The organism is Micromonospora sp. CP22, from assembly GCF_009712475.1.
GTDB lineage: Bacteria > Actinomycetota > Actinomycetes > Mycobacteriales > Micromonosporaceae > Micromonospora.
On sequence record NZ_VCJO01000036.1, the window covers coordinates 1 to 13687 of the forward strand.

10 protein-coding genes and 1 pseudogene are annotated in these 13687 nt (G+C 69.8%); 2 read left to right on the top strand and 9 right to left on the bottom strand.

Features of this window, described 5'->3' with window-relative positions; all coding sequences use genetic code 11:
- Positions 1-758: 758 nt before the first annotated feature.
- The 9 genes and pseudogenes from FF096_RS26955 to fxlM form a co-directional block, all read right to left on the bottom strand.
- Positions 759-1225 (bottom strand): annotated as a pseudogene (locus FF096_RS26955) (PPC domain-containing DNA-binding protein).
- The gene (locus FF096_RS25830; RefSeq protein ID WP_230462983.1) at positions 1218-2231 is read right to left on the bottom strand and encodes an asparaginase; all 1014 of its coding nucleotides are present in this window, start codon (positions 2229-2231) and stop codon (positions 1218-1220) included. Before FF096_RS25830 ends, FF096_RS26955 begins: the two are co-directional and overlap by 8 nt.
- Before the next feature lie 193 nt (positions 2232-2424).
- Positions 2425-3348, bottom strand: a complete 924-nt coding sequence (locus FF096_RS25835; protein ID WP_230462982.1) for an aminoglycoside phosphotransferase family protein — start codon at positions 3346-3348, stop codon at positions 2425-2427.
- Positions 3345-4769 (bottom strand): helix-turn-helix transcriptional regulator, encoded by a 1425-nt coding sequence (locus tag FF096_RS25840; RefSeq protein ID WP_155222161.1) that lies wholly within the window; start codon positions 4767-4769, stop codon positions 3345-3347. Before FF096_RS25840 ends, FF096_RS25835 begins: the two co-directional genes overlap by 4 nt.
- Positions 4770-4824: 55 nt before the next feature.
- On the bottom strand, positions 4825-5736 hold the full coding sequence (locus FF096_RS25845) for a thiopeptide-type bacteriocin biosynthesis protein (protein WP_375335394.1): 912 nt from the start codon (positions 5734-5736) through the stop codon (positions 4825-4827).
- 11 nt (positions 5737-5747) lie between these two features.
- Entirely contained in the window at positions 5748-6827 is a 1080-nt protein-coding gene (locus FF096_RS25850) for a lanthionine synthetase C family protein (RefSeq protein ID WP_155222163.1), read from the bottom strand.
- Positions 6824-9568, bottom strand: coding sequence for a lantibiotic dehydratase (locus tag FF096_RS25855; RefSeq protein ID WP_309223927.1), 2745 nt, complete (start codon positions 9566-9568; stop codon positions 6824-6826). The genes FF096_RS25850 and FF096_RS25855 overlap by 4 nt, the downstream gene beginning before the upstream one ends.
- 76 nt (positions 9569-9644) lie before the next feature.
- Entirely contained in the window at positions 9645-9791 is a 147-nt protein-coding gene (locus tag FF096_RS25860; RefSeq protein WP_281582658.1) for an FxLD family lanthipeptide, read from the bottom strand.
- A gap of 13 nt (positions 9792-9804) precedes the next feature.
- Positions 9805-11043: a methyltransferase, FxLD system gene (gene fxlM, locus FF096_RS25865; protein WP_155222165.1), complete on the bottom strand. Its 1239-nt coding sequence runs from the start codon at positions 11041-11043 to the stop codon at positions 9805-9807.
- Between the two features lie 954 nt (positions 11044-11997).
- On the opposite strand from fxlM, the gene FF096_RS25870 reads away from it, so the two are divergent.
- Together FF096_RS25870 and FF096_RS25875 are read left to right on the top strand one after the other, a co-directional pair.
- Positions 11998-12855 carry a hypothetical protein gene (locus tag FF096_RS25870; protein ID WP_155222166.1) on the top strand — a complete coding sequence of 286 codons (858 nt, stop codon included), beginning with the start codon at positions 11998-12000 and terminating at the stop codon, positions 12853-12855.
- A 238-nt stretch (positions 12856-13093) separates the two neighbouring features.
- On the top strand, positions 13094-13687 hold a 594-nt coding region (locus FF096_RS25875; RefSeq protein WP_155222167.1), incomplete at its 3' end, for an RICIN domain-containing protein.

The window sequence follows — 13687 nt, forward strand, 5'->3', positions numbered from 1 at the left end:
AACCCAACCCCAAACCGAGAAGATCAACTGCCCAGATCACGGCCTTGATCAACAGCTAGCGAAAGACCGAGGTTAGCCGGGCCGGGCATCCATCGGTTCGCAAGGTGGCCAGACAGACCGAGAAACGCCAGCAGGCCAGCGAGCCCACCGATAACACTCATCACCTTGTCAGCCTTGTCCAGTCCTTGACCGACAAGAAAGATCACTAGACCAACGAGGCTTGCGGCTAGCGTAAAGTTGCAGGTCAACCGCATCAGTCGGAACCTGCTGAGGGCCTGCACCGCTGCATTCTCTCAGACCGGCTTGGTCGGTAACAGGCTGCTGCGGAATATGAGGACTGTCGGCATGATCGGCCGGATCGGACTGTCTGAGGTCACCGTCGCCGAACTCGACCAGGCGCGGCAGATCGCCGATGTGGCGAGGGTACATCTGCCGGGGCGACCCGTCGCGGCCGGCACATCAGGGGAACTGGCGGGGACCACCGCCGTGGCGTCCGGAGGTGGATGGCACTCTCCCACTCAGGTCGTCCTCGCCTAGCCCTCAGCCACTTGCCGGCATGCTGCCGATTCCAGGCACCGCCGGATGGATCATTTGGAAGAGCATCTCGTTGCCGAGGAGTTCTACCTCACATCCGCTCAATACGCCGCCTTGGATCGGCTGCACCAGCCCACGTAGTGCTGCCGCGCCTGCAAGCCACGCACTCACCTCGGCTATGAGCGGAAGAAGATGCGTAGCCGATCCCGGATCAAGTCGTCGGGTCACATTTGGGCGAACTCCAGTCGCGGCACGTTGTGTAGGTCGGTGTTCGGGTGTCGGCACATCGTGGGTGAGGCGATCTCGATGATGAGCATCTCGGTGAGGAACTGGACGGTGGCGTCGAGGAGGTGGCTGGTGTGGGGCGGTGGCGCTGGGTTCCTTCAGGCCAACGGTGATGTGGATGTGGGGAATGATCGTTTGGGTGGTGTCGTCCCAGGCGATGGTGCCGCTGCCGAGGGGCTTCGATGTTGGTGAGGTCGACGTGTGACCAGCCGGAGGCGTCGGGGTTGTCGAGTTGTTGGCAGGTGCCGACGATCTTTGCGGTGGACAGGCCGGCGATGAACACGGGGATGTAGCCCTGTCGGATGCCGTGGGTGTGGCAGGCGTCGGTGAGGGCGGTGAAGAAGTCGTCGCCGTGGTCGAAGACGACGCCGATCATGCGGCCGGGGGTGAGGTCGTGGCTATGCAGCCGTCGTGCAAGTTCCCGTGGGCTGGTTGTCGGTGGTGGGCCAGGGCCAGGCGGTGGGATCGGTGAGTCCACCGGCGGTGGTGATCGCGGTGGCGATGTCTTCGGGTTTCGCGGCGGCCGCGAGGAGGGTGTGTAGCAGGATGCGGGCTTTGTAGGGGTGTAGCCAGCCGGCGGGGATGAGGCCGCGTGCGATGAGGTCCTGTTCGGAGCCGGGGAAGCCGTAGGTGTGGGTGAGGGTTGGCCCGGCGGGGGTGCGGGAGGCGAGGACGACGGGGATGCGTGCGGCGAGGGTGGTGAGGGTGTCGACGAGGGTTTCGGGGACGTGGCCGACACCGAAGCCGGCGACGACGAGCCCGTCGACGCGGCCGCCGATGGCGTCCAGGACGGTCGGGTCGTCGTCGAGGGTGACCGTGTGCAGAGCGACGCTCGCCTGGGTGGTGGGGTTCGGCGGGGGGACGGTCAGCCGGTACGGCAGTCGGGTCAGCATCCGTACGGTGCCTTCCAGGACGTAGCCGAGGGGGCCGGTGTCGGGTGAGCGGAAGGTGGCGCCGCTGGTGGAGTGGGTTTTGGTGACCCAGCGGGCGGCGTGGATCTCGTCGGCGAAGACGACCACACAGCCGTGGCCTCGGGTGTGGGGTGAGGCGGCGGTGTGGATGGCGGCGAGGATGTTGGCGGGTCCGTCGGCACCGGCGAGGGTGGGGTTGCGCATCGCGCCGGTGACCACGAGGGGTTCAGGCCGGTGGTGGAGCAGGTCGAGCAGGTAGGCGGTTTCCTCGATCGTGTCGGTGCCCTGGGTGACCACCACCCCGTCCGCGCCGCCGGCCAGGGTCTTGGCTGCTGCTGCGGCGAGTTCGGTGAGGTCGGCGATGGTCAGGGACGCGCCGGGGCGGCGCCGGAAGTCGACCACCTCGATGTCGATGCCCGCGTCGGCGAGCCCCGGCACGGCGTCGACGAGCTGCTGGGCGGACAGGCTGGGACTCACTGCGCCGCCGGTGTTGCTGGTCATGGCGACGGTGCCGCCGAGGCCGAACACGAGCACCTTGGGAGCGGACGTTGTCGAGGTCGAGGGCACGGAACTCCTCCAAGACGTACGGCGATCGTGATGATGTGGCGAGCCTGTTGGGGACGGGTTGTCGACGGGCGGCACGTCCCGTGACCAGCGCATCTGGGCCGATCCGGCCGTCCTAGCCGGCGATGGTCTACAGGTCGGCGAACGGGGTCCAGCGTGCGGTGTCGTCGCCTTGTTGAATGGACCGTAGTCGGACCGCGAACTCGCGTGCGACGTGTGGTCCTGAGGCGAGGAGCGGGACGGCGGCGGCGACCATCTTCAGTTCCCGCGCGTCCCTGAGGATCGGCCACGCTGGGTCGGTGGTGACGTCGTATCCGTAGGCGGCGGCGAGGCGCTGGTGGGCGCCGGGGCGGCGGAAGCGGACCTCACCGACAGGGACGGCAACGAGGTCCGCCTGCCAGGGGCCAAGGCAGGTGGCGTCGAAGTCGCACAGCACCGGTCGACCGTCATGTCGGCGGAGCAGGTTCCCCGCGTGCGCGTCGCCGTGGACCAGCCGGGCTGGTGTCTGCTGGTGGAGGTCGGCGACGCGGGGTTCGAGTCGGTCGCACCAGTCGAGGAGGAACTGTCGGTCGGAGTCGGACAGAGCCTCGGCGTCGGTAAGGCGGGCGCGGGCGTCACCGACCGGGTTCCACATCGGTAGTGGCAGGTCGGGAGGGTTGAGGTGGTGGAAGAGGCGGAGCACTGCGCCGAGGTCGGCCACGTCTGGTGCGGGCGGTTGGGGCGGCAGGTACGTCCAGATGGTGGCGTGAAGCCCGTTGACCGCGATCGGTTGCTCGTGGCCGGGGGCGAGTCGGATGGTGGGTGCGTCGATCTGGGCGAACCATCGGCCGAGGGCGGCGACCTTGACGACCCGGTCATGGAGGCGGTGGGAGCGGGTGATCCGGATGACGATGCCAGCGTCGGGGATGGCGAACACGGCGTTGTTGGTCAGCCGCAGCAGCCGCAGATTGTCGCTGTCGACGCCGAGACGCGCCGCTATCTGCTGTGCAGCCTGCCGCATCGTGGCTTCGCCGTATCGGCCGCCGGACTCGGGGCTGTTCGTGCCGTCGGTCATGCGGCCGCCGAAGGAATGCGGGTGATGGCGTGTCGGAAGTCGGCAAGACCGCTGTGGCGGGTGTCCGCAGGGATATCTCGGCTGAGGTTGCGGACGCGGTCTCGGACGCGCCGCGAGGTCAAGTGCCGTTCGTGGTGGATCACGTCGGTGCCGACGGCGACGGCCTGGTCCGGTTCGCCGGCCAGAGCGAGCGCGCTGCACAGACCGATCTTGTTAAGCACCGTGCTGCGCACATTCTGCGGGCCGAACGTGCTGATCGCAGCTTGGGTCCATTCCACGGCGGTATCGGCGTGGCGGTGGTCGTGGCGGGCGAGGTCGCGGTGCACCCGGCCGTACTGGGCGAGCAGTTCACCGCGCTCGTAGAAGCGCATCCAGGCCGGCTCCTGGTCGGGATCGATGTCCTCGAAGTGGCCGCTGGCGTGCTGCAGGGCGGTGGTCGCGGCGGAGTGCTCGCCGAGTGCGGCCAGGGAGGCGGCCTCGGTGCCGCGCAGCATGGCCAGCAGGGCGGGTGTGGCCTCGGAGCCGAGGGCGTCGTGGGCGAGACGGATGGTGGCGAGGGCGTCGTGGTTGTGGCGCAGGTGCTGGAACTGGCGGGCCTGGCAGTAGCGGATCCGCGCGGCGAGTTGTCGGTCGCCCACGGCGACGGCGGTGCGTTCGGCGGCGAGCCAGTGGCGACCGGCGTCGCTGTGCCGCCCGGCGTCGAACGCGGTCCAGCCGGCCAGCTGTCGGGCGCCGGCAACCGCTGTGGCGAGGCTTGTGGCCCATCGGCCCGCGTCGGCTCGGTTGAGCAGGACGGAGGTGGCTTCGGCGAAGCGACCGACTTCGGTACACAACGCGCCGCCGCCGATCTCGTAGTCGACCGATCGGTACAACGTGGTGACGGCTTCGATGCGGGCGACGTCACTGGCACCGACGCGTCGGCCCACCGTGTTCATTGTCAGGCCCAGCAGCCCGGAACCGGCGACGACACCGGCGATCGACGCCAACAGACTGCGCCGCTGCGTGTCGACGCCGGTTGCGTCGACACGATGATCATCGCGTGCCGGCTCGCCCTCAGGTAGGAGGTCAGCGTCCGGTTCGTCGGCCATAGTTCCCCCGTCCATCGCCGTTCCCCAGCGTGCTCGGCGTGCGGCCTCGGCCTTCTCGACGCGGTGTCTGGTCTCGAGCTGGCGGTAGGCGTCATAGGCGGCGATGAGTTCGCCTTGGGCGTCGAGGAGTGACTCACATTGCCGCCAGAAGACCCGGTCCACCACCTGATGGCCGCGTTCGACCATGGCAACGGTGCTGCGGCTGCTGCGGACCTGCCGTGCGAGATCACCCTGAATGAGTTGGCGCGTTTTCCGCCAGGTGGCGAGCTTGCGGCCGAGCTCCTGCCTCGCTTCCTGGAGCTGCTGGCGGTCGATCATGAGCTGCCTACCCATCTGGAGACTGTCGCCTAGGGCGCGGCGGCAGTGTTCGACGCACGGCAAGCCGACACTAACGAATCGCAGTGGACATCGGCTGGCTCGCCTGACAACACCGCGCGTTGGCCGGGGCAGACACGTCGCCACCAGACGTCTCGGAATCTGCTGGCGGCGTCGCGGGAGGCAGCGGCCCCTTGACCTGGCCCGGCCAGCGCTCACCCGGGGGCACCGGAGGGCCGCCGAAGATGGCGTCGGTGGCGGCGCGGGCGAGCGTGGCCTGGGTGGTGGCGGGTATCCCGATCCGGTTCCAGTGGAAGATCACGTGTTCGGCGATGACCGCGCGCACGCCGCGGGTGAGCTGTCCCGTTTCGCGTAGGCGGTGCAGGGCTGTGCCGGTGGTCTCGAAGGCGGCCTGCCAGTCGCCGGGTGTGCGGGCGGTGCCGAGGATCAGGTGACGGACCTTGCCCGTGAAGGCCTGCCAGGTGTCGGCGTCGGGTGCAGCACGCTGGTGGCGTTCTGCGGTGCGCCGGTGGGCGAGGCGCGCCCAGACATCGCCTTGTTCGTTGAGGTCGAGCCCGGCGGCGCGCATGAGGGCGGTGCACAGGATCAGGGAGCGTTCCCGCCCGTCGGTGGGCTGGTCGTGGAGGTAGGTGAGCAGGTGACGGCTGTCGTGGTGGAACAGCATGTGGGAGGTGTCCATCGCCTGGGGGCCGCCGAAGGTGTGGATTTCGGGTTCGTAGATGTCGCCGCTCCACGCGCGTCCCTCGGTGAGCAGTTCGATCAGGGAAGCGGGGCTGGTGTGCGCGGTGGGCAGGTAGCGGATGCGCCAGGGTCCTTTGCGGATGAACCACCAAGCGGTGATCAGGCCGGCGGTCTCGGCGGCGGGTAGCACGCGGCTGAGGTGTGCCACCGCCTGCTGTTCGCGGTCGTGGCGGCTGCGGCCGGGGTAGCTGATGGTCACGTGCTGCCAGGCGGTGCGACTCACGGCGATCCCTTTCAGATGAGGAGAAGGCAGGCGTCCCATGCGGTGGTGGTCGTCGTGGCGATGGCGAGGCGGTAGCCGGTGGTGCCGTCGAGAAACCCGGCGGGTTCGTCGGCGGTGGGGGCGGCGTTCTGGTGCAGACGGGCCAGGTCCGTGAGGGGTGTGGGTGCGACGGCGTCGGCGGCGATGCGTCGGCCGGTGGCCAGCAGGCCGGCGGTGCCGTGGCAGAGGCTGCGATCGGTGAGCCGCAGCAGTTGTGCGGGGTCGGTGACGCAGGTGGTGAACGCGGTCTCGGCGAGGCGTTGGCGGGTGGTGTCGTGCAGGGCGAGGGCGGCCAGTTGGTGGGCGCGGGCGATGCCGGGGGTGCCGTAGCACCAGGACGGGCGCCCCGGCTGGTGTGGGGCCGGTGCGCCGCGGTGCAGGTCGTCGACGGTGAGGGTCTGCGGCCACCAGACGCCGCCGGTCTCGGTGTGCTGTTGCCAGGTGTCCAGCCACCGGCAGATGCGGGTGATCGCCGTGGTGTGTCCGTCGACGGTGATGCCGTCGCGGTGGGTGAGGGCGAGCAGCGCGAGGGGGCCGGTGATGCCGTGGGCGATGCCGTGGTTGGCGTGCCCTCCTGGTGGGGGTGGCTGGTGGCGGTGGGGTCCGTTGGCGCACCACCAGCCGGGCAGGTCACCGACGGGTTCGGTGAGCCGGACCAGATAGTCCAGGACGTGGCGGAGCAGGACGTGGTCGCCGAGGCGGCGCAGGACGACGCCGAGGCCGGTCAGGCCGCGGATGAGGTCGTACTCGGCGTAGTGGGGTCGCTGGCGGGCGTCGATGCGGCGGTGCGCCGCCTGCAGCCGCCGGCGGGTGACAGTGGCGGTGCCCGTGGCGGCGATTGTTCGTGCGCGGGTGAGGCCGGGTTCGTTGCAGGCGGCGAGGACGAAGGCGAGTGCGGGGGCGCCGTAGAAGAGGCTGGCGCCGGCGGCGATGCTGACGCCGTGGGCGGTGGCCTTGCGTAGGGCGGCGTACGCGGCGGCCTGGTTGCCGGTTTCCAGGTGCAGCAGGGCGACGCCGGCCGCGCCGTCGGCGAGGGACTGTCCGGTGGTCATGACGGTGCCGGTCGGGTGCGGGCGATGGTGCGGGCCAGGCGCAGGCAGTGCCGTTCGGAGGCGAGGTCGACGCCGATCATGCGGGCGTGGTGCAGGTGCAGCAGGTCGGCCAGCACCTGGTCGAGGTCGAAACCGTCGGCCGCGGCCAGGTCCCGGTAGCCGGTTACCTTCGCCGCCAGGTGGTCGTCGCGGTGCGGGGTGCGGGCGAGGTCGAGCTGGGCGGGGTCGAGGCGTGAGCCGCGGTGGTGGGGGACGTGGTCGGCGAGCCAGCGCCGGCCGTCGCCGGTGAACGCGTCGGCGATGGCGATCATGCCGGCGGCGGTGCGGGCCTGACGGTCACCGGTCAGCCGCCGCAGGACAGTGCGGGAGTCGGCGGCGAACACCGCCTCCGCAGCCGTAAGGGTGTGTCCGGTGCCGTGGCGGGTTTCGGGCCGGTAGGTGTGCAGGCTGTAGTCGTGCACCACACCGTCGCCCTCCAGCCGCTGTACCCATTGGGCGAGGGTCCTGGCGGTGACAGCGAACTGATCCGCGTCGCGCAGGGGGATGCGCAGTCGCAGGTGAGGTTCCGGGTCGGGGTAGCGCAGGAACCACCAGCCCGCCGGCAGCAGCGGCGCTGTCTGGCGGGTGAGGTCGGTGAGGATGTCCTCGACCCGCCCGGACAGGCGGCTTTCCAGCCACGACGACTGCCCGGGCCGATGCCGCACCGAGGCCACCTCCCGGGCAGGTCGAGGCGGCGGGGTGGGCGGTGGGGCGTGGGTGAGGGTGAGCAGGAGTTCGGCAGGCCGGTTGTCGATCCAGCCGGCGGGTCCCGGGGCCTCGGTGACGACCGTGGGAGCCTGCCGCTCCAGCTGGCGGCGCAGCACCGCCAGGTGGGCGTTGTCGTTCAGGTCCAGGCGCAGCTGCACGTCGTCGGCGCCGACCAGGATCTCCTGCGGCAGCCGGTGGCGTTCGCGCCACCGCTGCCAGGCATCACGCCACCGCGGCCACGCCACACTCCGAGGGAGAGCCGATCGGTCGATGATCCAGCGGGCGGCATGCAGGATGCTGCGTCCGCGTCGGACGCGGGGCAGGAACGGCAGATCGGCGGCGTGGCCCCAGTCGAATCTGCCGCACGGTGCCGCCCACGCGGTCCCGATCTCGGTCAGGAACCGCACCAGCGGCTGCTGCAGACCCGGGAGCAGCACACTGTTGAGCAGCAGCGGCTCGACCGGCCGCCCGCTGCGGCGCGACACCAGCCACAGCCGCTGTCCATCGCCGGTCACCGCCAGGTCCGCCACTGTGAACGGCGGGTCAGGGTGGAAGTCACCCAGGGGCAGGACCGGCAACACCTCGGCAGTGCGGGCGACCGCGGCCAGGTGGGCGTCCAACGGCGGGCCGGACACCTGCACCGCGACCGCGCCGGGCAGGACCGTCGGCAGGTTCCGGTAGACGTCCTGGAAGCAGGCCCGTTCGGCGGGGGTGAGCAGGTGCAGGAAACGGCCGGCGGACACCCCGGCGTGACGGGATCCGCTGAGCACCGTCACCGCGAACCTGCCTCGGTCCAGGTCGTGCCCGGTGGCGGCGGCGAGGGTGAACCGCAGCTCGGTGTGCGGGACCGGCGGCCGATCATCGCCGTCGCCAAGGCGGCCGATCAGGTCGTCGTCGAGGATCACCTCGGCGCCGCCGTCCAGCGCCGACTGCTGGGCCAGGTGCCCGAGCAGCCGGTCCCTGCCGGTGAACAGAGCCGGTGCGCGCCGGGTGGAGCCGCGGTAGCCGGCGGGAAAGCCCAGCACGGTCAGGACCTCGCGCACCGGCACGGCCGCACCCGGACCCCACCGCTGGAGGAACGCCCGGTGGTACTCCACCCACCCCCACATCGGCGGCGCGACCGCCGTCAGCGTCGCCGCGGCCCGGCCGGCCTCCCGCAGCACCGCCGGCGGCAGCGTCACCGACACGTCGACACGCAGGTCCACCGCGACCTCACCGCCACCGGGGTCGGGTAGCGGGGCGTGGCGGGCCAGGTGGGCGGCGGGGTCGGTGACGGTCATCGCCGGCCGCACCGCCGACAGCAACACCCCAGCACCAACCAGCGAACCCAGCATGCGCTCGGCAGCGCCGATCGTGCTGGACGTGGGCCCGGCGACCTTGGTGGCGAGGTCACCGAACATGATCGGGGAAGCCGCCGCGTGCAGTGCCGCCCGCACCGGCCCGGTCAGGTGGACCTCGACGTCCCACCGGCGGTCGCCGTCGGCACGGGCGCACGGCAGCACCCACACCTCGCCACGCTGGTAACCCAACGCGTTCGTCACCACCGCCACACCGCGCAGCACCCTCAGGTCCTGCTCCACCCGGCCGGTGTGCGCGGCGATGAACCGCCCGTCCGGCCGAACAACCCTCCAGTGCGCCTCGCCCCAACGAACCGACGTGCGGGCACCGAAGGCGACCGGGGCAACGCCGGCGAAGGTGCCGAACGGTGTCGCCCGGCCGATCCACCGCAGCACATACCGCACCACCGACTCGACCAGCCGCCGCAACCGATCCGGATCACAAGGCTCGCCGGTCACCGCCCAGGTGACCTGCTCGCACAGGTGCGGCGAGGCGCAGGCGACGGCCGCCGCGAACCCCGGCAGCGCCCACACACTGGTCAGCCACTGCCGCCACTGCTCCGGCCGCTGCACAGTCAGGTCGGGCCACGCGGGCAGGGTCAGACCGCTCGGGTAGGCGGCGACTCGGATCAATGCCGCACCAGCCGCAGCAAACACGCTGCACCACCGCAAACAAGGGGAAGGGGCCCGGTGTCGGCGGACACCGGGCCCCGACAGAGGGTGCGGACAGGGGTTACTTGCTGCCGCCGGAGCAGGCGTTGGAGCCCGTGTTACCGGAGCCGCAGTTGTCGTCGGTGCTGGTGGCGTACCCACCGGCGGCGGGGCCGGCGTCCACCAGCGTGATGTCCAGGTCGAACTCGTCGAGGTCCGTGGTCTCCACTCGCTGTGCCTTCCTATGCGGGGGTGAAGGTGAGGACGAGGCGGCTGTGCCGCTTGTCCAGCACCGTCCCGGCCGGCAGGTCGCCGTCGGGAGTCCGTGCGGGCAGAACCTGCAGCACCGGAGCCGGTTCGCCGCCGTCCACCCACGCCCGCATGTGCGCCACCATCCGCCCGGCCGCGCCGGCGGCGTCCGGTCCGTGGGCACACGCGCCAAGGTCGAACATGTCATCGGTCCAGCGCAGCGCCGACCGGTAGACGAACGTGCCCCCATGCAAGCCTGCGGGCGTACCGAACCGCCACGCCGGCGCGACGACGCCGGCGTCGACGGCCTCCTGCTGCGCCGCAAGCACCACGAACTGATCCACCTCGGCGGCGAGACGCGCCGCCAGCCACAAGTCCAGATCAGCCAGGACAGTCCGAGGCGGCAGGGCAACCTCCGCCCACGCCTGCTCCCGCGGCCGCGACAACAGCCCACCCACCAGGTTCGGGCTGACCTGCTGACCCTCATCCAGCCGCAGGTGCACACCGTCGGCCACGTCGACGTACCGCACATCGTGGGCTCCGGCGCCTTGCATCGCCACGAACCCGCACAGGCGCTGACTGCGGCTGACCAGCCGGTCACCGTCACGACGCAGCGCCCACGACCGAGTCATCCCGAACGTCCGCAACGGCACCACCAACACACCACCCTCGACCAGCTGGCCGATCCACGCCGCAGGGATGTCCCACGCGCCGGCCGTCACGATGATCAGGTCGAAGCAGGGACCCGGAACCAGCGGCTGCTCGGCGTCGGCGCACACCACGGTGACGTCGCCATACCCCGCCGCCGTCAAACACGCCACCGCCCGCTCGGTCACCTCCGGGTCGATGTCCACGCTCGTCACCGACCCCGACTCACCGACCAACTCGCGTAGCAGAGACGCGTTGTAGCCACCCGAGCCGATCTCCAACACATGCCGGCCCGCCAACCCGCCATCGAGAGCGTCGACCGCCTGACCCAGCATCTCCGCGATCAACCACGGCGCCGACACCGAACTGACGGTCTCCTCACCGCGCCGCTTCGTGACCACAGCGCTGTCGCCGCGGTACGCCTCCTCGACTGCAACGCCCGGCGTGAACACCTCGCGAGGCACCGTCCGCAGCGCCGCCTCCACCTCGGGCGGCATCACCAGCCCTTTCGCCTCCTGGTCGGCGACCAGGTGGTCGACCATCGCGTCCCGGAGGCCTTCGCTGCTCACCGTATCGACACCCATGTGCTCTCACTTCTCCTATTCGCGGGCTATCCGTACGACCCGCTTTTTCTCTGCATCCGAGGCTGGCAGGACGGCCTCGGGGGGTACGGATCCTTATGCCGCAGGGGCGCCGGCGTTCGTGGAACCGGGCGCGTCGGCCGGTGCTTCGCCTGGACCGTCGCGGTGAAGCCGCTACGTCAGGCCGAACCTCGCCCCGGCTGGTGCGTGCCCGGGGTCGGTTGGCCGCCGATCGGGGGAAGCGACGACCAACCGACCAGCACCACCGGGACGACAGGTGCATAGCCGCGGGTTACGGCCGCTCAGATCTGCTGCCGCCCCAAGGGCCGCACGATCCGATCGCTGGCGGTCCACCGGTTGGCGCAGATGCCTCTGGGCTGATCACGGCCCCGGCGCCATGGACATCATCAAGGGCCCGAGGTGCAAGATCCATGACGTAGGCCTCCCTTTCGTGGACGATGCTGACGATCGGCCGTCCGGGGCCGCGCTCGTCGCATCACCACTCAACGCCTGCCTGCCGATGTCGAACACCCTCGACACCAATTCTCGACACCGGACAGTGCCGGCCGACGGCGTACCCGCTGAAGGCGCTGAGCCACTCGACGGGACCAGTTGCATGGGATCTACTTGCCGGCTGTCGGTGACCGTCGGCCGGCGCCAGGGTGGCAACGGTGCTGATGATCTGCCCTTGCCCTGTAGATCAAGGTAGTTGAGCAGTTCGAGCGGGCCCCCGTCGCGTGACTCATGTTCGGCCCGAGAGGCTCCATCAGCACCGGTGGGTAGGTCCTCGATACTCTCGGTTTGATCGACGAGGGTAGATGCTCTCCGGACTTGCCGCATCGACCGCGACAACGGTCAACGTTCAGTGCCAGGGAGGTGTGACGATCTGGCTGGGCGGTTCGCGAGCTGCGGTCCGCATCTACTCGGGTCAGGCACAAGATGTGCCAGTATTCGGGTGTGCGTTCAGCCAAGGTCTTGGTGCCGCTGTTCGGTCTGGTCGGAGCAGCCTGCGTGATTGTGGCTCCGTTCGACGATCGGGAATCGTCGCGGTTGGGGAGCATCGCATTGGTGATCCTGTCGTACTGCGTGGCTGTGGCGGGCGGGGCAGGCACCACACGCGCACGGGGACTGATCAGCATTGGCTTAGGGCTGTTGGCTGTGGCTTGGGCGGCGGACTTCTGGTGGGGCACCGAGGCTGCTGGAGGGCTGGGACAGCGTGTGGTTATTGCCGGGCCGGGCATCGAGAGTGCGGGCGGTTCGCCCTTGGCGGTGAGCGGTAGGGAGTGGGTGATGGCGCTGGTGCAGCTGGTCGGCCTGCTAGCCCTTGCCGTCGGCCTAGCGCTGCTACCGGGGGGAACGAGGCGCAGATCGCGGGCGGCCCAGACGACATTGGCAGTTGCGGTCGCCGTTCTGCTGTTTGGTGTGGTGGCGGTGCCTGTCGCCGTCGGCAGCGGCCAGGTCGCCGAAATGTGGCGCACGGCCTGGCCCATGGTCCTTGTGGCCTTGGCTGCCTTCGGCGCCGCCGTGGTTTCGATGCGGTACGCCGACCGTTGTTGGCTGGTGCCGGCAGGGGCGGTCCTGCTCGAGGTATGGGCGGCGCTGTCTCTACACGCATCCATCAACGATTGGGTCACCTGGTCGTCCTTCTGGCCCTCGACAAGCGCCGGGGCTGGGATCGTCAGCACGTCTGCCGCCGGGGGAAGCCTGAGTGGTGTCGATGTCGCGGCTGGGGTGGCCGCAGCCTGCGCCCTGGGAGGAGCGGCGCTGTTGGCTGGCGGAGCCGTCCGGCCGGGTTGGGGACGCCGGGCTGCCTGACCCCTGCCAGTGGACCACAGCAGATGGCAACACCAGGACACAGTGATATCTATCGCTATATAAGCTCTTGATCCTCTCCGTGGTCGCCCCATAGCTTTGGGTGATCAGTCGACCATCCACGGGGGACAGGGCGACACGGGACGGTGTCCCAACGGCGAAAATCGCTCAGCGGGTCACACGCATCCACCTCTCCCCCACGCGACGGTTGCGCGTACAGCTATCCCTGGGGAGGCGGTAGATGACCAGAAACACGCATCGTGGTGGAAGCCTACGGAGACGGCTCGCGGCGGGCCTGGTCCTGCTTGTCGCGGCGAGTGGTTTGTCGGTGGTGTCGACCCAGACACCTGCCCTCGCTGCGAGGGGTACCGGGTCGATCGCGATCGGCATCTACGACTACGACGAGTCGGACAAACGGGTTCTCCAAGTCACCGGCACGGCCAACGGCGCAAGCGTCGCTGCCGTCACGTACCGAGTGGGCGCCAGCGGGGCGAACATTGACAACCAGCGCTGGACGATGGAGCTGGAAGTCATCGTCGACATGGACGTCACTCCCGTCTACACGATCCGCAACGTGCAGACAGGAAAGTGTCTGACGAAGGCCAGCTCAAACGTCAACAACGCCGCTGTCACCATCCAACCTTGCGCCGACACGATCCACCAGATGTGGACCGTTCCGTTGTACGGAGCGTGGCAGGGGGTGGAGATCATGAGCATGGCCGACTACCGCTGTCTGGACCGCGCGGGGGGCTCCGCCACTAGTACGGCAGCCGCCATTGGCGGTCTGACCTGGCAGGATGCGGTGGTGGGGCGTGCGAAGTGGACGCAGCCGCCC